An 18,532-nucleotide genomic window follows, 5' to 3' on the forward strand; every position below is an offset into this window, starting at 1 on the left:
GCGGCCTCCTCAGCCGTCACGCTGATCCGCACGACGGGTCGAAGGAGGCGGGTGGGCTGTGGGGCGGCGGGCGGGTGCGGTGCTGCGGGACCGCGATGCGGGGCTGTATCTGGCCGGGGTGGTCGTGTCGGGTTTCGGCTCGTCCGCGATGTGGCTGGTGTCCGGCATCTGGGTCAAGTCGCTGACCGGGTCGGACAGTCTGGCGGCACTGACGACGTTCGCGATGTGGGCTCCGGTGCTGGCCGGTCCGCTGCTGGGCACGGTCGCGGACCGGGTGCGCCGCCGGCCGCTGCTGATCCGCGTCAACCTCGCGATGTGCCTGCTCCTGCTGCCGTTGGCGGCGGTGGACTCGGCCGCGCGGGTGTGGATCCTGTTCGCCGTCCTCGTCGTCTACGGGATGAGCACCGTCGTGCACGACGCGGCGGAGGCGGGACTGGTCGCGACGGTGGTGGACAGCAGACTGCTCGGCGACTTCAACGGGCTGCGGTTGACGGCGAACGAGGGCATGAAACTGATCGCGCCGCTCGCCGGGGCGGGCCTCTTCGCCCGGTTCGGCGGCGCCTCGGTGGCGATGCTGGACGCCCTCTCGTTCGCGCTGGCCGCCGGCGTCTTCATGACCCTGCGGGTACCGGAGGAGCGGCCGGTCCGCCCGGCCGCGGGCACCTGGCGCGCGCAGACCGCCGAGGGTGCGAGGTTTCTGTGGCACTCGCCGGTGCTGCGTCCCCTGGTGCTGGGCGGAGGCACGGTGATGCTGCTGGCGGGCCTGAACGGCGCGCTGATCTTCGCCGTGACCGACGATGTGCTCGGCCGCTCCCCCACGTATGTGGGCGTGCTGTACGCGGTGCAGGGCGTCGGCTCGGTGATCAGCGGACTTCTCGCCGGCCCGCTGCTGCGGAGGATGCCGGAGCGGGCTTACGCCGCGGCCGGCGCCGCGCTGTTCGCGGTGGCGGTGGCGCTGCGCTCCCTGCCGTTCGACGCGGCGGCTCTGGCGTGCAGCGCGGCGATCGGGCTGGGGCTGCCGTGCGTCCTGGTCGCGGCGCTGACGGCGGTGCAGCGGGAGACGCCGGACGCGCTCCTCGGCCGCACTGCGGCCACCGCGAACACCCTGGTCTTCGCCCCGAACGCGGTGGCCCTCGCGGTGGGTGCGGGGCTGGTCGCGGTGGCCGATGTGACGGTGCTGCTGTCGGTGACGGGCGCGGCGGGACTGGTACTGGCACTGGCCCTTGGAGGGCGGCGGGGCGCGCCTGTCCCGTCCCGCGCCCGAGGGCCCGCGGGAGGCTCAGCCCACCCGTGACACCGCTGCCGCCACCAGCTCCAGGTCCGCGTCCGACGCCAACCCCGCGTGGTACAGCCGCAGTTCCGTCGCCCCGAGCTCCGCGGCCCGCGCGGCGTCCTCGGCCAGCGTGCCCGGGCTGCCGCCCATCCCGCCGACGACGGTGAGGTTGGCGGCCAGTACGTCCGCGCTCCCGCGGCGGTCCGCGAACGGCTTCAGCAGCTGCGTGCCACCGGTGCACGGCACCACCACGCCGTCCGCGACGGACAGGATGTGCGCCGGGTCGACGCCCGCGTTGGCCCCGCAGTGGTACGCCACCGGGTCGGCGTGCAGCAGCACCTGGAATCCGTCGGGAGCCGCGGCACGCACCGCGGCGACCGTGTCCTCCTGGAGCGTCCGCGCGGTGCGGGTCCTGAAGTCGAGTGTCGCCGCGGCGAGTTCGGCGCCCAGCAGCTTGTCGATGCTCACGTCCACCGGGGCCTCCCCCGCCCAGACCGGCTCCAGCGCCCCCCGTACGGCGGCCGCCAGCACGGAGGGTTCCGCGCCGAGCTGCCGGTATCCCTCGCGGCAGACGGAGCAGAAGCACAGGGACATCAGATACTGGGCCGCGTCGCCGAGGCCCACGCCGGCGATCTTGTCGTGGGCGTGCAGATGGGCGAGGCCGTACCAGCCGCAGGACTCCAGCTCGGTGCCGCGCGCGCCGGGCCTCGCCGCCGCCTCGGCGGCCAGGTTCACGACCAGTTCCCGGACGGCGGGGCGCGCGATGCAGGGCGCCCAGGGGTAGCGGTCGCCGTACGCGTTGACGACGGAGGTGTCCGGATGCTCGGCGCCCAGCCGGGAGTTGTGGGCGAGGACCACCCAGGTGTGCACCTCCAGGCCGGCGTCGGCGAGGGCGGCCGCCGCCTCCCCGTACGCGTCGCCGGACGCCCAGGCTCCGGGGGCGTACGGCCGCAGCTCACGCCCCGCCCACCGTTGCTCGTCCATCTCGTAGAGCACGGCGGCGTGTTCGGCGGTGACGATGCGGTGCCGCGGGTGGCGGGGGGTCAGGGCGCGGGTGGAGTGGTAGGCGGCGGCGAGGGTGACCTGTCGGACACCGAGGGCGGCGATCCGGGCCGCGGCGTCCGGGTCCCCGACGACGTCCCAGGGGTAGAGGAAGACAGAGGTCTTCACGCGGGCTCCTCCAGCAGTGCCCGGCCGCGTTCGACGAGTGCGGCCAGCGCCTTGACGTGGACCTCGGCCGGCTCGCTGAGCGGCGGGCGCACCCCGCCGACGTCGAGCCCTTCGAGACGCACACCGGCCTTCACGAGCGAGACGGCGTAGCCGCGGCCCAGGTTGCGCAGTTCGACCAGGGGCACGTAGAAGCCGTCGAGCAGCCGGTTCACGGTCTTGTCGTCGCCGGACGCCAGCGCGCGGTGGAACGCGATGGCGATGTCGGGGGCGAAGGCGAAGACGGCGGAGGAGTAGAGGGAGATGCCGATGCCGCGGTAGGCGAGCCCGGTGAGTTCCGCGGTGGGCAGCCCGTTGAAGTAGAGGAACTCCCGCTCGGGGGCGTCCCGGCGGACGGCGCTGACGATCCGCTGCATCAGGTCGAGGTCGCCGTAGCCGTCCTTGAGGCCGATGATCCCGTCGGTCGCGGCGAGTTGCACGACGGTCTCGGGGGTGAAGAGCGCGTTGTCGCGCTGGTAGACGATGACGTCGAGGGAGGTCGCCGCGGCCAGCTCCGTGTAATGGCGCAGCAGTCCGGCCTGGTCGGCGACGACGAGGTAGGGCGGCATGGCGAGCAGTCCGTCGGCGCCCGCCTCTTCGGCGGTCCGCGCGTACTGGACGGCGAGGGCGGTGCCGTAGCCCGCTCCGGCGACGACGGGCACCGCGCCGGCGGTCTCGTCCACCGCCGCGGCGACGCATTGAGCGAACTCCTCGAGGGTGAGGGCGTGGAACTCGCCCGTCCCGCAGCAGGCGAACACCGCGGCCGCGCCGGCGTCGACGCCCGCGCGCACATGGGCCCGGAGGGTGTCGAGATCGACGGAGCCGTCCGGCCCGTACGGGGTGACGGGGAAGAACAGCGGTCCTTGGACCCGGGTGAGCCGGGCGGCGAGCGGGGCTGTGGTCACGGGCGCTCCCTGGGCCGTGCACCGAGCCTCCGTGACTCGTGCACAATTCTGATCGACGTCCATATCTCTGAACGCCGTCACGCTAGGGCAGCCGGGCGGCGCCGGTCAAGACGGAAAACCGCAACTCAGAGGCGGAGCCGGACCGTCCGGGCCACACTTGACGGTGCCCCGACGACTCCCTAGCGTGTCCATGCATGTGAATGCTGTCTACGGACCTGAGCATTTCAAGGAGAACCATCCATGCCCGCTCCCCGCATCGTCCTGCTCACCGGCGCAGCAGGCGGCCTCGGCACGCTGATGCGGGGACTGCTTCCCGCGTACGGCTACGAACTCAGGCTCTTCGACGCCACCCCGATCGAGGGGGAGCCGGAGGCCGTGACCGCCGACCTGGCCGACAAGGAGGCGTTGCGGGAGGCGGTCCGCGGTGTCGACGCGATCATCCATCTGGCGGGCATCTCGCTGGAAGCCCCCTTCGAGAAGATCCTGCGCGCCAACATCGAGGGCACGTACAACCTCTACGAGGCGGCCCGCGAGGAAGGCGTCCGGCGCGTGGTCTTCGCCTCCAGCAACCACGCCGTCGGCTTCACCCCGCGCCCGCGGGGCGAAGCCCCGATCGCGCCGTCCGCGCTCATCCCGATCGACACACCCCGCCGGCCGGACACGTACTACGGCCTGTCCAAGTGCTTCGGCGAGGACCTGGCCCAGCTCTACTGGGACCAGCACGGCGTGGAAAGTGTCTCGGTCCGCATCGGCTCCTGTTTCATGGAGCCCACGTCGGTGCGGATGCTCTCGGTGTGGATGAGCCCCGGCGACGGCGCACGTCTCTTCCACGCCGCCCTGACCGCCGAGGAGGTGGGCCACGCCGTCGTCTACGGCTCGTCCGCCAACACCCGCCTGTGGTGGGACCTCTCGACGGCACGCGCGCTCGGGTACGACCCGCAGGACGACTCGGAGCAGTACGCGGAGAAGCTCGTCGCCGAACAGGGCGAACTGGACCCGGACAACCCGGACCACGCGTATCTGGGGGGTCACTTCGTCACCAACCCGCCCCTGTGGCCGTACTGACCGGCCCCTACCGACAAGCCCCGTGCGGACCGGCTCCGGGGCCGACGAATATTCGCGTGCCGTCGGCGCCCCGCACCGGCCAGGATGGCCGCCATGGCGAGACCTTTCGGATTCACGTACGAACAGCGCGGCGACGGCAGCGTCGTCATCACCCACCGCGGCCGGTCGGCGGGCACCCTGCGCGGTCCGCGCGCCGAGAAGTTCCTGGCGGAGGTGGAGTCCGGTGACGCGCAACTGGTGATGGCCCGCTGGACCGGCGCGTACAAGTTCGGGAACGAGCGGGCGGCCAGAAATCACCCCCGCAACCGGTGAGAACAGTAAGGGAACGGTAAAGCGCCCTCGCTCGTTACCCCTGGCATGACAGCTATGACCCCCGGCTCGAACATCCCTCTCTCCGCCGCTCGCGTGGCGGTGGACGTCGCCGCCCCGGTGCGGCTCGACGTTTCGGGCCTGCTGCTCACCGGCGACGGCAAGGTGCGCTCCGATGACGATTTCATCTTCTACAACCAGCCGGCGGGCCCCGGTGTGAGTCACCGCTCCGGCGGCGGCACCGCCCCGGACGCGATCATCGTGGACACGGCCGCCGTCCCGCCCGGCATCGAGAAGATCGTCGTGACGGCGAGCCCCGACGCCGCCGGACAGACCTTCCAGGGCATCGAGCCGACCGCCACCATCCGCAACGCCGACGACGGCAGCGCGCTCGCCACCTTCACCCCGCCGCAGCTCGGCTCCGAGACCGCGCTCGTGATCGTGGAGATCTATCTGCGCAACGGCGCCTGGAAGGCCCGCGCGGTCGGCCAGGGGTACGCCAACGGACTGGCGGGCATCGCCACCGACTTCGGCGTCTCGGTCGACGAGGAGCCCGCGGCGGCCCCCGCACCCGCGGCTCCCGCGGCGCAGCCCGCCCCGGTCGCACCCGCCGCGCCCGACCCGCGGATCGCCCAGGCCCCTCCGGCCCCCGCCGCTCCCCCGGCGGCGCCCGCCCCCGGCGCCGGGAAGATCAACCTCGACAAGGGCCGCGTCAGTCTCCAGAAGAACCAGACGGTGTCCCTGGTCAAGGGCGGCCGTCCGCTGCTGTCCCAGGTCAAGATGGGCCTCGGCTGGGAGCCCGCCTACCGCGGCAAGGACATCGACCTCGACGCCTCCGTCATCGCGTACGGCCCCAACCGCAACCACCTGGACAGCTGCTACTTCGGCAAGCTGACCATCCTGAACGGCGCGATCAAGCACTCCGGCGACAATCTGACGGGCGAGGGCGCGGGAGACGACGAGGTGATCGTCGTGGACCTCGGCAGGCTCCCGGCGGACGCCACCGGCCTGGTCTTCACGGTGAACTCCTTCTCCGGCCAGAAGTTCACCGAGGTCGCCAAGGCCTACTGCCGGCTGATCGACGCGGCGTCTGGCGAGGAGCTGGTGCGCTTCGACCTCACCGGCGCGGAGCCGCAGACCGGCGTGATGATGGCGAAGCTGATCAAGCAGTTCTCCGGCGAGTGGGAGATGACCGCCATCGGGGACTTCGTGAAGTCCCGGACCGTGCGCGGCATGGTGAAGCCTGCCGCTCAGGCCCTGTAACCGCAGCCGCCGGGCCCTCCGTCGTTCGCATCGACGTCGGGCCCGGCGGCGGTGGGGCTCAGAGCTTGGCCAGCTTGGAGTAAGGGCTCGGAATTCTTCCCTTGCGACCGGAGAAATCGACGAGCACAGCAGCATTGTCACCCTCGACTGCGATGACTCTGCCGAGGCCGAACTGGTCGTGCGAGACCCGGTCACCCACTTCGTACTGCTCGATCGGCGGGGCTGCCGGGGCCGTTCTGTTGAAGGGACTGGAGGGCAGATGGCGCCGGGATCCGGCTGACTTGGTCATTACCGTGAGTATGGCCCCTCGGGCCGCATCAGAACAACGCGCTGTAGGCATTGAGCGCCGGCTGCCCGCCCAGATGGGCATAAAGCACGACAGCCTCGGACCCGATTTCTCCCCGTTCGACCAGGTCGATGAGCCCTGCCATCGATTTACCCTCGTACACCGGGTCCGTCACCATTCCTTCCGTACGGGCCGCGAGTCGCATGGCGTCCAGCGTCGCCTCGTCGGGGATGCCGTAGGTGCCCGCGTGATAGCGCTCGTCGAGTTCGATCTCCTCGTCCCGCAGCTCCCGCTCCACCCCCACGAGTGAGGCGGTGTTCCGGGCGATACGGCCGATCTGCTCGCGGGTGCGGTCCGGAGCCGCCGAGGCATCGATCCCGAGGACCCGGCGCGGACGCCCGCCCGCCTCTTCGAGCGCGGCGAACCCGGCGATCATCCCGGCCTGGGTGCTGCCGGTGACCGAGCAGACCACGATGGTGTCGAAGAAGACGTCCAGCTCCCTCTCCTGTTGGGCGACCTCGCACGCCCAGTTCGCGAAGCCGAGTCCGCCGAGCGGGTGGTCGGAGGCGCCGGCGGGGATGGCGTAGGGGCGGCCGCCGGCCTCCTCCACCTCGCGGAGCGCCTGCTCGAAGCTCTCCTTGACGCCGATCCCGAATCCCGCGCGCACCAGACGGACGTCCGCGCCCGCGAGGCGGCTGATGAGGATGTTGCCGACCTTGTCGTAGACCGCGTCCGGCCAGTCCACCCAGCTCTCCTGCACCAGCACACAGGCGAGCCCGGTGCGGGCGGCGACGGCGGCGACCTGGCGGGTGTGGTTCGACTGGACGCCCCCGATCGACACGAGCGTGTCGCATCCCCGGGCGAGCGCGTCGGCGACGAGGTACTCCAGCTTGCGGGTCTTGTTGCCGCCGAACGCGAGGGGCGAGTTGCAGTCCTCGCGCTTGGCCCATAGGTCGGCTCCGCCGAGATGACGGGTGAGCCGTTCGAGGCGGTGCACCGGCGAGGGACCGAACAGCAGCGGATGGCGCTCGTACGACGAGATCGACATGCTGAGCTCCTTCGGGTCAGGGGGCGGTGTCCTGTTCGCCGTCGGCCTGCGTGATGCCGGCCCCCTCTCCCCGGACAGGAGCGGGGTCGGCCCTGACCGGCGCGGGGTCGTCCGGGTCGTCGGCGAGATCTTCGAGGGAGTGCCAGATCGTCGCGGTGATCCGGGCCGCCTCGTCGGCGTCCCCCGCGGCGCAGGCGTCGATCAGCCGCTCGTGCCGGGCCGCCGACTCCAGCGCTCCCGCCTCGGCGAACCGGCGCCACTCCAGCCGCCGCAGCAGCGGTGTGAAGCGGGCGATCGTCGCGGCGACCGCACGGTTGCCGCAGGCCCGGACGAGCACCTCGTGAAGGTCGTCGTCGGCCCGCAGCGCCTCGCCGACCTCACCGGTACGGGTGGCCCGTACGAAGCGCTCGTTGGCTTCCCGCATGGCCTTGACGTCGTCCGCCCCGAGCAGGGGCACTCCGGTCCGCGCGGCGAGTTCGTGCATCGCCCGCACCACCACGGCGGCCTCGCGCACGGCCCGCGGGTCGAGCCGGGTCACCCGCGTGTAGCTCTGCGGCTTGGTCTCGACGAGTCCTTCCTCGGCGAGCCGGGCGAGGGCGTCACGGACCGGTGCCCGGGACAGGCCGAGCCGGCCCGCGAGGTCGGCGTCGCGCACCGGCTCCCCGGGCGGCAGCTCGCCGCACACGATGGCGTCGCGGATGGCCGCGTACGCGGTGTCCCGCAGCAGGGTCCGCCCGACGGGCCGCAGTGCTCCCATGAACTGACATGTTAGATGTCAACCACCGGGGAGCACAACGGCCCGGCCTTCAGGGGGTCGGGACCCACGGCCAGTCGGCGCTGTGACCGCGCTCCAGCAGCGGCACCATCCGGAACGCCGCGTCGGTCAGTCCGCCGAAGGTGTGCCGGCCGGGACCGCCCGAGGGCGCGTGGCCCGCCCGGTACCCCGCCAGGTTCCAGGTGTAGACGGGCACCTGTGCCGGGACCTGCTCGGTCGGGTCGCCGTAGTGGCTGTACGCGGCCTGCTCGTCGGTGACGATCAGCACCCGGTCGTGGCCCCGGTAGTGCGCCCGTACGGCCCGTGTCGTGTCCGTGCCGCCCAGGTCGCCGAAGCGGCCGAGCACCTTCAGCACCGACTCGCCCCGGCGGTACCTCACCCGGGAGCTGGTCGTGCCGAACTCCACCAGGTCGGCGTGGGCCGCCCGCATGGCCACGGCCGCGCCGAACACCGCCGCGGCGTCCGCCCGGTTGAGCTCGGAACGCTCCGACAGGCGCGCCCACATGGAGCCGGAGCGGTCGACCAGGACGAGCGTCCGGCCCGGCAGCGACGGCACGTTCGCCAGCGAGTGGCCGAGCGCCTTCTCCAGCGCGTACGACCAGCGCAGCGACGGGGCGTGCTGGTACGCCGCGAGGTAGCGGAAGGGGAACTGCCGTGACCGCGCGACCACGTCGGGGTCGGAGATCTCGGCCGCGACCCTCTCCGCGACCTCGTCACGGACACCCGCCTCGTCGAAGTTGCGCAGATTGCGGATCAGCGCCATCGGTCCCATCGACGGAATGACGGCCTCCCAGGCCGCCGCGTCCATCGGGCCCTGGAGCCACCCCGCGAGCGCCTCCCACGTCATGCCCGCCTCGGCGAGGCGGGCGGCGCCGTCCGGCGCGGTGACCACCGCGCGCCGCTCGGCGACGGGAGTGGCCATCAGCGCGCGGTGCGCGACGAGCGTGCGGTTGGAGGCCGGCGGCTCGGCGGAGTCCGGGTTGTGCCGGCGGTCGAGCGCGTAGCGGAACAGCTCTCCCTGCCACGGCTTCGCCGGATCGGGCTTCGCGTGCACGAGGTTGAGGATGTCGCCGAAGCGGTAGCCCTTGCCGGCGGTGTCGTACTTCAGCAGGGCCTTGCCGTTCCACAGGCGGGCGACCGCGTCGGCGATGCCGCGCTTGACGGGCTTGGGCACGTTCCGGCCGTACCGCGAGGTCCAGTAGCCGAGCAGTTCGCCCGGCTCATCGGGACGGCGCAGGACGGAGGCGACGACCTGACGGTTCGACGGGCCGGCGGTCGCGGACGCGTCGAGCCGCGCCTTGACGTATTCGGCGGCGCCGACGATCGAGGCGGTACGCAGATTCCCCTCGCCGCGCAGCCAGCCGAGCAGACCCGCGGTCCACTCCGGGTCCTCGACGGCGAGCTCGCGCACGAGCTGCGCGAATCGGCTGTCGCGGTCCTCGCCCGACTCGTAGAAGGTCTGCTGGGAGACGAAGTTGGCCACGGCGAGCAGGAAGAGCTCGGAACGCGCGTCGCGCTCGACGCCCTTGCCGCCCTGATGCGTACGGAGCGTACGGCCGATCGAGCGGACGGGCGAGGTGACCGACGCCTTCGCGCCGCGCACATTGAAACGTGCCATGTGAATTCCCCCGAATTCGGCGGGGAAGGGCGGCATCGGGGAATGCGGAAAACACTCTCCGCGCGTTGGTGACCCCCCGCATGCCGGCCTCCCGAGATCAAAGGTGGCGGCGGCGTGATTTCGGATAAGGAAGTAGCCGCAGCCTGCGCACCGGGAGGTGCATGAGCATGTGTCCAGAGGTCGAAGCCGGCGGAACCGACAAGGTGCTCTGCCGTCTGAGCTACATCGGCGGGAAAGCCGATGGCGGGACTCGAACCCGCGACCGCCCCATTAACAGTGGAAGTAGGTCCTGCCTTCGCACCTGGACAGGCATCACTCTAAAAGGCGGGTGTCCGGCGGCGCGAAGGGTTTTTCGCGAACACGGCCGATGAGGCAACGGATGCGACAGGGCCGGTCGCCGGCCCACGCGTCGCATGGCGTAGACAGGGCACGGTAGACGTCCCGACTCCGAAAGGCCGTTGAAGTCCATGACTTTCCCCGCAACCGGCAGGCGCGTCCTCGTCAGCGGTGCCTCCCGGGGCCTGGGCCGCGCCGTCGCGCAGGCTTTCGCCACCAACGGTGACCGGGTCGCCGTGCACTACGGCTCACGCGAAGAGGAGGCGCGGCAGACGCTCGGCTCCCTCCCCGGCACCGGGCATGTGCTGCTCGGCGGTGACCTGTCGGATCCGGAGGGCGCGCGTTCGGTCGCCGCACGGGCCGCGGAGGAACTCGGCTGCATCGATGTGCTCGTCAACAACGCGGCCGTCAACGAGGCGCATCCACTCCCCTCGACGCCGTACGACCGCTGGACGGCCGTCTGGCAGCGGCATGTGGCCGTCAACCTGCTGGCGACGGCGAACCTGAGCCATCTGGCGGCCCGCGGGATGATCGAGGCGGGCACGGGCGGACGGATCGTCAACATCGGCTCGCGCGGGGCGTTCCGCGGCGAGCCGGACCATCCCGCGTACGGGGCGACCAAGGCAGCCGTCCACGCGCTCGGCCAGTCGCTCGCGGTGTCCCTCGCGCCCTACGGCATCGCCGTCGCGTCGGTGGCGCCCGGCTTCTTCGAGACGGAGCGCGTGGCGGGCCGGCTGAGCGGCGCGGAGGGCGAGGCGATCCGCGCGCAGAGTCCGTTCGGCCGGGTGGCGTCCGCCGAGGAGATCGCGGCGGCGGTGCTGTGGCTGGCGTCCCCGGCGGCGGAGTGGTCGTCGGGCGCGGTGCTCGACCTCAACGGGGCGTCGCATCTGCGGACCTGACGCGGCACGGGCCGGCCGCGGCACGAGCGGCCGGGGCACGAGCGGCCGGGGCGGGGCCAGTGCGGTCGGCCGGCGCGATGGCTCAACCGCACGCGGGCGGCCGGGGCGGGTGGTCAGCCGCCCCACGGCGGCCAGGGCAGATGCTCAGCCGCAGCACGAGCGGCCGGCGCGCGTACCCCGTGCGGGCAGCCGGCGCGCGTGCCGCGTGCGGGTCCCGGCCGCTGTCAGCACCCCGCCACTGCCTTGCGCGCGCCCGCCGCCTACCCAGGCCCTCGCCCTCAGGCGCCCGGCTTGGAACGGGCCTTGAACGCCGCCTTGCGCGCGTCCTTGGCCACCTTCTTGTCCGGGTGCAGACGGCCCATCGTCTCCAGGACGTCCGCCGTCGCCGGGTGGTCCACCCGCCAGGCAGCGTCGAAGAAGCCGCTGTGCTGACCGGCGAGACCCTCCACCAGGCCCTGGAGCTCCTCCAGTTCACCGTCCGCGTCGAGCTGCGCCGCGATCGTGTCGATGGCGAGCCAGAAGATCATCGACTCGGGCGGTGCGGGCACGTCGGAGGCGCCCCGCTCGGCCAGCCAGACCCGTGCGAGACCGCCCAGTTCGGCGTCGTCGAGAACCGCGCGGACCTCGGACTCGGCCTGTGCGCCGACCAGGGTGAGCGCCTGCTGGCAGTGCAGCCGGCGCAGCGGCGCGCCCTTGTCGACGCCCCGGGCCGCGCCGAGCAGTTCGTGCGCGGCGACCGCGGGCTCGCGGCGGGCCAGCCACTGTTCGGTCTCCGCGCGGGCGGCGCGCTCGGGGTAGTGCGCGAGTCCGTCGAGCAGGACGTCGGCGCCCTTGTCGGCGAGGTCCCCCACGGCGGGCGCGTCGATGCCGCCCTCCAGCATCCGCGTGCGGATGCCGTAGAGACCGAGGGGGGTCAGCTTGACCAGGCCGTACCGCGAGACGTCCGCCTCGTCGACCGCGGACGGGGCCTCGGCGTCGTCCGGGACCTCGGCCATGAGGGCCTCGTCCACCGGCCGGTACTCCACCAGACCGACCGGCTCCAGCAGCCGGAACTGGTCGTCCAGCCGCATCATCGCCACCGAGACCTGCTCCAGCACGTCGTCGGTCGGCTCGCCCATGTCGTCCGGCACGATCATCGACGCGGCGAGCGCCGGCAGCGGCACGGGCTCGTCGCCCGCCCCGACGTCCGTGACGGTCAGCAGATAGAGATTGCCGAGCACACCGTCGAGGAACTCGGCCTCCGCGTCCGGGTCCCAGTCCAGCGCGTCGTAGTCGATCTCGCCGTCGTCACCGATCGCCTCGGCCAGGTCGTCCAGCAGCGGGGCGATCGCGTCGGCGTGCACGGCCTCCAGCGCGTCGAGCCAGATCGTGAGGACGTCCTGCGGTCCGCCGGAGGTGATCAGCGCCAGGTTCTCCCCGGCGGCGGCGGTGCCGTACTCGGCCTCGTCGTCCTCCGGGTCCTCGACGTCCACCAGACCGGTGTCGACGGCGGTACGCCAGGCCTCGCTCGCGTACGCGGGCCCGTCGTCCTCGGCGCCCAGACCCAGTTCCGCCGCCGCCGCGGCCAGTTGCTCCTCGGCCAGTTCGCCGCCCGCACCCACCCGGGTGTCCGGCCCCGCCCAACGGGCGAGCTTCACGGCCCTGGTCAGCAGCGGGGTGGCCAGCGCGTCCCGCGCCAGCTCCGCTTCCGAGTGCAGCCGCGCCGGCGGCAGGGTGGGGCGGTCTTCGGGCATCTGCTGCTTCTCCTCGGGGCGTACGGGTCCGGGCTGGGGTGACCGCCGCATGCCCGAGAGGCAGGGGCGAGGGCCCGGGGCCGCCCCCAGCGTAGACGTATTTCACCGGGTTTCGCCGCGCTCCGGCAGGGCGCACGGGGCGGCCGGGGACCGCGGGAACGCTCCCATGAGGGCGTTCATCCGTCCGTCGGTCGCCGTACACCCGGCGACTCTTGACAAGTGGGCTGCTCAGCAAAGAGATTGACGCGCGTAGAACAGAAGTGCAGCAAGCGAATCACCCCTCACCCTCGATTCCGGAGTTCCTCGATGCCTTCCTCTGTCGTACCGAGAACGGCCGCCGTCGCGGCCCTAGTCGCCTCCGCGCTGGCCGCCGGCCTGCTGGCCGGATCCTCCGCCTCGGCTGCCGCCGAGGCCGGGACCCGGATCCATGACATCCAGGGCTCCACCCGGATATCCCCGCTCGTCGGGCAGCAGGTCACCGACGTCGCCGGCATCGTCACGGGCGTGCGGACCTACGGCTCGTCGCGCGGCTTCTGGTTCCAGGACCCGCAGGCCGACAAGAACCCCGCCACCAGCGAAGGCATCTTCGTCTTCACCGGCTCCACCCCGACGGTCAAGACCGGCGACTCGGTGCTGGTCTCCGGCACCGTGGGCGAGTTCATCCCGGGCGGCACCTCCTCCGGCAACCAGTCGCTGACGCAGATCTCCCGGCCGACGATCACGGTCGTCTCGGCCGACAACCCGCTGCCGGCTCCGGTCACCATCGCCGGCCGCTCCGTGCCCACGGCGTACACCCCGGCCGGCGACCCGGCCAACGGCGGCAGCATCAACGCCCTGCCGCTGAAGCCCCGCAAGTACGCCCTGGACTACTACGAGTCCCTCGAGGGCACCAACGTCCGCGTCGGCACCTCCCGCGTCGTCGGTGCGACCGACGCGTTCGCCGAACTGTGGGTGACGGTCAAGCCGCACGAGAACATCACCGCGTCCGGCGGCACCCTCTACGGCTCGTACACCTCACAGAACACCGGCCGGCTCCAGATCCAGTCGCTGACGCCCACGGCCGAGCAGCCCTTCCCCAAGGCGAACGTCGGAGACGTGCTCGCCGGACGGACCGAAGGGCCCCTGGACTTCAACCAGTTCGGCGGCTACACGCTGACCGCGCGCACACTCGGCACGGTCGTCGACCGTGGCCTGGAGGCCGAGGAGACCCGCGCGCAGCGCCGGGGCGAACTCGCCGTCGCCACGTACAACGTGGAGAACCTCGACCCGTCCGACCCGCAGGAGAAGTTCGACGCGCTGGCGAAGGCCGTCGTGGAGAACCTGTCCTCGCCCGACATCCTCGCGCTGGAGGAGATCCAGGACAACAACGGCGCGAAGAACGACGGCACGGTCGCCGCCGACCAGACGGTCAAGAAGTTCACGGACGCGATCGCCGCGGCCGGCGGTCCGGCGTACGAGTGGCGCAGCGTGGACCCGGAGAACAACAAGGACGGCGGCGAGCCCGGCGGCAACATCCGTCAGGTCTTCCTCTTCAACCCCGAGCGGGTCTCCTTCACCGACCGCGCCGGCGGCGACGCCAGTACCGCTACCGGCGTCGTCGAGGAGCGCGGACGGGCGGCGCTGACGCTGTCCCCCGGACGCGTCGACCCCGCGAACGCCGCGTGGGAGGCCAGCCGCAAGCCGCTGGCCGGTGAGTTCACCTTCCGCGGCCGTACGGTCTTCGTGATCGCCAACCACTTCGGCTCGAAGGGCGGCGACGAGGCCCTCACCGCCCACCGGCAGCCGCCGAACCGTTCCTCCGAGGTCAAGCGGCTCCAGCAGGCCCAGACCGTGAACACCTTCGTGAAGCAGATCCTCACGGCCGACCGCCACGCCGACGTCCTGGTGCTCGGCGACATCAACGACTTCGAGTTCTCGGCGACGACGAAGGCGCTCACCGACGGCGGCGCGCTCCGCCCGGCAATCAAGTCCCTGCCGAAGCCGGAGCGTTACTCCTACGTCTACCAGGGCAACAGCCAGGTGCTCGACCAGATCCTGACCAGCCCGTCGATCGACCACTTCGAGTACGACAGCGTGCACATCAACGCGGAGTTCGCGGACCAGAACAGCGACCACGACCCGCAGGTGCTGCGCTTCCGGCCGTGACGCCGTAGTCATGTGACCCCGTGGACCCGCGGTCCGCGGGTCCCGTGAGAACCCGCAGCACCGCCACTACGTGCCCGCGCCGAGACTCAGCGCGGGCACGTAGCGGTTCACGCCGCCGCCGCTCACGCCGGGATAGGTGCGGACCCTCTCCCACGGCCCGGTGGGCGAGCCGATACCGGCGCCCGGCGCGCCCAGTGCCTCGCGATGCGCGTCGGCGCTCTCCCACTCGGCGTAGTTCAGCACCCGCGTACCGTCCGTACCGATGTGGAAGTGACCGGCGATCCCGCCGGGGTGCGGGTGCGGTTCGCTCTCCAGCGCGACGAAGACGGTGTCCACCCAGTCCCGCGCGCGTTCCGCGTCGGGTCCGTCGAACTCGACGTCCACGATCACCACACAGCCCGGCACCCGCCGGTCGTCCCCGCCGAGCGAGGCGCTGCGGTAGAGCTCGTAGGAGTGCAGCCCGAGCCGCTCGATACCGGGCACGGCCACGTCGATCTCCGCGTTCCGGTCGTCCCGGAAGGTCCGCACGAAGTCCTGATAGGCGTCCTCGCCGGTCCACTGCGAGTAGTGCAGCAGTGTGCGCCCGTCCTCGCCCCGGTGGACGGTGTAGGAGAGCAGTCCGGAGTCCGGCCAGTCCCTGCTCCGCCAGGCCGTGGCGATGGCGTCGACGGTGGCCCGCTGCCGCTCGGGGGTGCCGACGTCCCAGGTCGAGGCCTTGACGACACCGACGCCCGGGCGGGTGAGGTCAGGTCTGGCGTCGGGCTGCACGGTCACGGTCATGGCGATGTCCCCTCGGCTCGGCGCACCCCGGCGGTGCGCCGCTGATCACCAGCCTGAAACATCAACCTCGGTCGAGGTCAACTGCCCGGCTCCTCCCGCGGAAGTGCCCAGGCGGTGACGTCCAACTCGGCCGAGGTGCCGATGTCGAGGAAGAAGGGCACGGTCTGCTCCTTCTCCCCGCGGACGGGCGCGACCACCAGATACGCCCCCGGCCGGACGGCGTCGAACGAGGTCACCCTGTTGTTCCAGTTCAGGACCGACACGGCGCTCCTGCCGGGCGCCAGCGTCAGGGGCCGAGGCCCCTGGTCCCTGCTGGAGTCCGTGTACGCGTACGCGCCGTGCGTGACCTTCAGCTTCAGCGGGTCACGGTCCTTGTCGAGGGCGCCGATCCGCGGATACCCCTCGACGCGGTACGGCTTCTTTCCGCAGTTCGTCAGCCGGATCGTGGTGGCCCGCCGCCCCATCGCGGCGTCGACGACACCGGTGACGACGGCAACTCCCGTGTCGGGACAGGCGGTTGGCGTGGGCTCCTGGAACTGCTCCCCGTCGTTCGGGATGCGCGGCCCCGGCGTGATCGACGGAGGAGCGGTGTACGGAGCCGGTGTCCCGGTGAGCTTGTCGGCACGCACCTTCCACCGCGAGTCGGGCGACGCGCTCGCAGCGCTCTCCCCCGCACCGCCCGACGCCTCCGCGCAGCCCGCGAGCACGAGCGCGGCCACCGCCGTGAGCGCCGCTACCGGCACCGCGCCGTTCCGTCGCGCCCTGACTGCCCCGCCTGTCCCCTCTGTCCCGCCTGTCCCGCCTGTCATGCCGGGCCCCCTCCCCTGTGACATGTCCCTGGGGGCGATCATGCCAGACGTACGCCGGACAACCTTTCAGTTCTGCTTGCCCCTCACCCCAAGAAGATCTAAGTAGACCTTCACGGTCTCGCGGACCGAGACTGCTGGGATGACCACACCGCACCCCTTCGGCCGGGCGCTCTGCGCGATGATCACCCCGTTCACCGACGCCGGCGGACCCGATCTGGACGCCGCCGCACGTCATGCCGCCCATCTGGTGGCCGAGGGCTGCGACGGGCTGGTTCTCAGCGGGACCACCGGCGAGTCCCCCACCACGTCGGACGCCGAGAAGACGGCCCTGGTCCGGGCGGTGCGCGCGGCGGTGGGCGACGGCGTGCCGGTCGTGGCGGGCACCGGCACCGCGGACACCCGGCACACGGTGGAACAGGCGCGGGCCGCCGAAGCGGCGGGCGCCGACGGGGTCCTGGTGGTGACCCCGTACTACAGCCGCCCGCCGCAGGCGGCCCTGGAGGCGCACTTCCGCCGGGTCGCGGACGCCGTCGGCGTCCCGGTGATGCTCTACGACATCCCGGGCCGCACAGGCACCCGGATCGAGGTCGAGACGATGCTGCGGCTCGCGGACCATCCGCGGATCGTGGCGGTCAAGGACTGCGCGTACGACCTGCTGGGTTCCACCAAGGTGATCGCGCGGACCCCGCTCGCGTACTACTCCGGGTGCGAGGAGCTGAATCTGCCGCTGTACGCGGTCGGCGGGGCGGGCTTCGTCAGCACGGTCGCCAACATCGTCCCGGGGCCGCTGCGCGCGGTGCTCGACGCCTTCGACCGGGGTGACACCGCCCGGGCCGCCCGTCTGAACCAACTCCTCTTGCCGCTCACGGAGTTGATGATGGCCTCCGGGCTGCCGGGCACGGTGACGGCGAAGGCGCTGCTGGACGCGGGGCCGGTCCGGGAACCGCTGCAGCCCGCCGGCCGCGAGGCGGCCGACGGGCTGCGCAGGGCGTACGGCGAACTGCTCGCCGCCCTCGGAGACGCGTGAGGCCGGAGCCCCTGAGCCCCTGAGCCCCTGACAGGGGACCCTAGTTGTGGCTGTGCAGGACCTCGTTGAGGCCGCCCCACACCGCGTTGTTCGGCCGGGCCTCGACGGCGCCGGTGACCGAGTTGCGGCGGAAGAGGATGTTGGAGGCGCCGGAGAGTTCACGGGCCTTGACGATCTGGCCGTCGGGCATGGTGATCCGGGTGCCCGCCGTGACGTACAGACCGGCCTCGACGACGCACTCGTCGCCGAGCGCGATGCCCACACCGGCCTCGGCGCCGACGAGGCAGCGCTCGCCGACGGAGATGATGACATTGCCGCCGCCCGAGAGCGTGCCCATCGTGGAGGCGCCGCCGCCGATGTCGGAGCCGTTGCCCACGACGACACCCGCGGAGATCCGGCCCTCGACCATGGAGGTGCCCAGCGTGCCGGCGTTGAAGTTGACGAAGCCCTCGTGCATCACGGTGGTGCCCTCGGCGAGGTGCGCGCCGAGGCGCACCCGGTCGGCGTCGGCGATACGGACGCCCTTCGGGGCGACGTAGTCCGTCATCCGCGGGAACTTGTCGACGCTGGTCACCTGAAGGTGCAGTCCTTCGGCACGGGCGTTGAGCCGTACCGTCTCCAGCGCGTCGACGGCTACCGGACCGAGCGAGGTCCAGGCGACGTTGGCGAGCAGGCCGAAGAGTCCGTCCAGGCTCTGGCCGTGCGGCTTGACGAGCCGGTGGCTCAGCAGGTGGAGGCGGAGGTAGGCGTCGTGCGCGTCGAGCGGCTTCTCGTCGAGCGAGGAGATGACCGTGCGGACGGCGACGACCTCGACACCGCGGCGGGCGTCGGGGCCGACGGCCTTCGCGGCTCCTTCGCCGAGCAGTTCGGCGGCCCGCTCGGCGGTGAGCCGCTCGGTGCCGGCGGGACCCGGCTCGGCGGTGAGCGCGGGGGCGGGGAACCAGGTGTCGAGGACGGTGCCGTCGGCCGCGATGGTGGCGAGCCCGGCGGCGACGGCGCCGGTGGTGCGAGGAGCAGTGGTGTCGGTCATGGGGAAAACCTAACCGGCGCGGCGC

At 72.2% G+C, this 18,532-nt stretch carries 17 protein-coding genes and 1 tRNA gene; 7 read left to right on the forward strand and 11 right to left on the reverse strand.

What is annotated here, in order from left to right; genetic code table 11:
- Positions 1-58: 58 nt before the first annotated feature.
- On the forward strand, positions 59-1,294 hold the full coding sequence (locus ACFWU3_RS02120) for an MFS transporter (protein WP_384429795.1): 1,236 nt from the start codon (positions 59-61) through the stop codon (positions 1,292-1,294).
- Here ACFWU3_RS02120 and ACFWU3_RS02125 read toward each other — a convergent pair.
- Positions 1,280-2,443 (reverse strand): hypothetical protein, encoded by a 1,164-nt coding sequence (locus ACFWU3_RS02125; RefSeq protein WP_384429798.1) that lies wholly within the window; start codon positions 2,441-2,443, stop codon positions 1,280-1,282. The two genes, ACFWU3_RS02120 and ACFWU3_RS02125, sit on opposite strands and share 15 nt — an antisense overlap.
- Complete coding sequence (locus ACFWU3_RS02130; RefSeq protein ID WP_384429801.1) at positions 2,440-3,384, reverse strand: 5-dehydro-4-deoxyglucarate dehydratase; 945 nt, start codon at positions 3,382-3,384, stop codon at positions 2,440-2,442. Before ACFWU3_RS02130 ends, ACFWU3_RS02125 begins: the two co-directional genes overlap by 4 nt.
- 240 nt (positions 3,385-3,624) lie before the next feature.
- Between ACFWU3_RS02130 and ACFWU3_RS02135 the strand changes: the two genes are divergently transcribed.
- From ACFWU3_RS02135 to ACFWU3_RS02145, 3 genes are all read left to right on the forward strand, one after another.
- Positions 3,625-4,449 carry an NAD-dependent epimerase/dehydratase family protein gene (locus ACFWU3_RS02135; RefSeq protein WP_384429804.1) on the forward strand — a complete coding sequence of 275 codons (825 nt, stop codon included), beginning with the start codon at positions 3,625-3,627 and terminating at the stop codon, positions 4,447-4,449.
- Positions 4,450-4,542: 93 nt separating this feature from the next.
- Complete coding sequence (locus ACFWU3_RS02140; RefSeq protein WP_384429807.1) at positions 4,543-4,761, forward strand: hypothetical protein; 219 nt, start codon at positions 4,543-4,545, stop codon at positions 4,759-4,761.
- A 45-nt stretch (positions 4,762-4,806) separates the two neighbouring features.
- A complete protein-coding gene (locus ACFWU3_RS02145) occupies positions 4,807-6,021 on the forward strand; it encodes a TerD family protein (RefSeq protein WP_313947054.1) in 1,215 nt (404 codons plus the stop codon).
- Between the two features lie 58 nt (positions 6,022-6,079).
- On the opposite strand, the gene ACFWU3_RS02150 is transcribed toward ACFWU3_RS02145, so the two are convergent.
- The 5 genes from ACFWU3_RS02150 to ACFWU3_RS02170 form a co-directional block, all read right to left on the reverse strand.
- Positions 6,080-6,310, reverse strand: coding sequence for a hypothetical protein (locus ACFWU3_RS02150; protein ID WP_313947053.1), 231 nt, complete (start codon positions 6,308-6,310; stop codon positions 6,080-6,082).
- A gap of 28 nt (positions 6,311-6,338) precedes the next feature.
- On the reverse strand, positions 6,339-7,355 hold the full coding sequence (locus ACFWU3_RS02155) for a 1-aminocyclopropane-1-carboxylate deaminase (RefSeq protein ID WP_384429809.1): 1,017 nt from the start codon (positions 7,353-7,355) through the stop codon (positions 6,339-6,341).
- A gap of 16 nt (positions 7,356-7,371) precedes the next feature.
- A complete protein-coding gene (locus ACFWU3_RS02160) occupies positions 7,372-8,112 on the reverse strand; it encodes a GntR family transcriptional regulator (protein ID WP_384429812.1) in 741 nt (246 codons plus the stop codon).
- A gap of 49 nt (positions 8,113-8,161) precedes the next feature.
- A complete protein-coding gene (locus ACFWU3_RS02165) occupies positions 8,162-9,748 on the reverse strand; it encodes a TROVE domain-containing protein (protein ID WP_384429815.1) in 1,587 nt (528 codons plus the stop codon).
- Positions 9,749-9,983: 235 nt separating this feature from the next.
- A tRNA-Asn gene (locus ACFWU3_RS02170) sits at positions 9,984-10,059 on the reverse strand.
- Between the two features lie 156 nt (positions 10,060-10,215).
- Here ACFWU3_RS02170 and ACFWU3_RS02175 point away from each other — a divergent pair.
- Positions 10,216-10,983: an SDR family NAD(P)-dependent oxidoreductase gene (locus tag ACFWU3_RS02175; RefSeq protein ID WP_384429818.1), complete on the forward strand. Its 768-nt coding sequence runs from the start codon at positions 10,216-10,218 to the stop codon at positions 10,981-10,983.
- A 278-nt stretch (positions 10,984-11,261) separates the two neighbouring features.
- Here the strand turns inward: ACFWU3_RS02175 and ACFWU3_RS02180 are convergent, their stop codons facing one another.
- The gene (locus tag ACFWU3_RS02180) at positions 11,262-12,716 is read right to left on the reverse strand and encodes a hypothetical protein (protein WP_384430252.1); all 1,455 of its coding nucleotides are present in this window, start codon (positions 12,714-12,716) and stop codon (positions 11,262-11,264) included.
- A 306-nt stretch (positions 12,717-13,022) separates the two neighbouring features.
- On the opposite strand from ACFWU3_RS02180, the gene ACFWU3_RS02185 reads away from it, so the two are divergent.
- Positions 13,023-14,861, forward strand: coding sequence for an endonuclease/exonuclease/phosphatase family protein (locus ACFWU3_RS02185; RefSeq protein ID WP_384429821.1), 1,839 nt, complete (start codon positions 13,023-13,025; stop codon positions 14,859-14,861).
- A 66-nt stretch (positions 14,862-14,927) separates the two neighbouring features.
- Here ACFWU3_RS02185 and ACFWU3_RS02190 read toward each other — a convergent pair whose 3' ends face one another.
- Together ACFWU3_RS02190 and ACFWU3_RS02195 are read right to left on the reverse strand one after the other, a co-directional pair.
- The gene (locus ACFWU3_RS02190) at positions 14,928-15,641 is read right to left on the reverse strand and encodes an antibiotic biosynthesis monooxygenase (protein ID WP_384429824.1); all 714 of its coding nucleotides are present in this window, start codon (positions 15,639-15,641) and stop codon (positions 14,928-14,930) included.
- A gap of 77 nt (positions 15,642-15,718) precedes the next feature.
- Positions 15,719-16,384 (reverse strand): DUF4232 domain-containing protein, encoded by a 666-nt coding sequence (locus ACFWU3_RS02195; protein WP_384429826.1) that lies wholly within the window; start codon positions 16,382-16,384, stop codon positions 15,719-15,721.
- Between the two features lie 205 nt (positions 16,385-16,589).
- On the opposite strand from ACFWU3_RS02195, the gene dapA reads away from it, so the two are divergent.
- Entirely contained in the window at positions 16,590-17,477 is an 888-nt protein-coding gene (gene dapA / locus ACFWU3_RS02200) for a 4-hydroxy-tetrahydrodipicolinate synthase (protein ID WP_384429829.1), read from the forward strand.
- 40 nt (positions 17,478-17,517) lie between these two features.
- Here dapA and dapD read toward each other — a convergent pair whose 3' ends face one another.
- The gene (gene dapD, locus ACFWU3_RS02205) at positions 17,518-18,507 is read right to left on the reverse strand and encodes a 2,3,4,5-tetrahydropyridine-2,6-dicarboxylate N-succinyltransferase (RefSeq protein WP_313947043.1); all 990 of its coding nucleotides are present in this window, start codon (positions 18,505-18,507) and stop codon (positions 17,518-17,520) included.
- Between the last annotated feature and the right edge of the window lie 25 nt (positions 18,508-18,532).

The sequence above is a fragment of the Streptomyces sp. NPDC058685 genome (assembly GCF_042714725.1).
GTDB lineage: Bacteria > Actinomycetota > Actinomycetes > Streptomycetales > Streptomycetaceae > Streptomyces.

Bases quoted from the DNA above. Each gene is read 5' to 3' on its own strand.
- ACFWU3_RS02150 (WP_313947053.1), bottom strand. From the start codon at position 6,310: ATGACCAAGTCAGCCGGATCCCGGCGCCATCTGCCCTCCAGTCCCTTC.
- ACFWU3_RS02180 (WP_384430252.1), bottom strand. From the start codon at position 12,716: ATGCCCGAAGACCGCCCCACCCTGCCGCCGGCGCGGCTGCACTCGGAA.
- ACFWU3_RS02175 (WP_384429818.1), top strand. From the start codon at position 10,216: ATGACTTTCCCCGCAACCGGCAGGCGCGTCCTCGTCAGCGGTGCCTCC.
- ACFWU3_RS02140 (WP_384429807.1), top strand. From the start codon at position 4,543: ATGGCGAGACCTTTCGGATTCACGTACGAACAGCGCGGCGACGGCAGC.
- dapA (WP_384429829.1), top strand. From the start codon at position 16,590: ATGACCACACCGCACCCCTTCGGCCGGGCGCTCTGCGCGATGATCACC.
- ACFWU3_RS02145 (WP_313947054.1), top strand. From the start codon at position 4,807: ATGACAGCTATGACCCCCGGCTCGAACATCCCTCTCTCCGCCGCTCGC.
- ACFWU3_RS02190 (WP_384429824.1), bottom strand. From the start codon at position 15,641: ATGACCGTGACCGTGCAGCCCGACGCCAGACCTGACCTCACCCGCCCG.
- ACFWU3_RS02155 (WP_384429809.1), bottom strand. From the start codon at position 7,355: ATGTCGATCTCGTCGTACGAGCGCCATCCGCTGCTGTTCGGTCCCTCG.
- ACFWU3_RS02185 (WP_384429821.1), top strand. From the start codon at position 13,023: ATGCCTTCCTCTGTCGTACCGAGAACGGCCGCCGTCGCGGCCCTAGTC.
- ACFWU3_RS02165 (WP_384429815.1), bottom strand. From the start codon at position 9,748: ATGGCACGTTTCAATGTGCGCGGCGCGAAGGCGTCGGTCACCTCGCCC.
- ACFWU3_RS02135 (WP_384429804.1), top strand. From the start codon at position 3,625: ATGCCCGCTCCCCGCATCGTCCTGCTCACCGGCGCAGCAGGCGGCCTC.
- dapD (WP_313947043.1), bottom strand. From the start codon at position 18,507: ATGACCGACACCACTGCTCCTCGCACCACCGGCGCCGTCGCCGCCGGG.
- ACFWU3_RS02160 (WP_384429812.1), bottom strand. From the start codon at position 8,112: ATGGGAGCACTGCGGCCCGTCGGGCGGACCCTGCTGCGGGACACCGCG.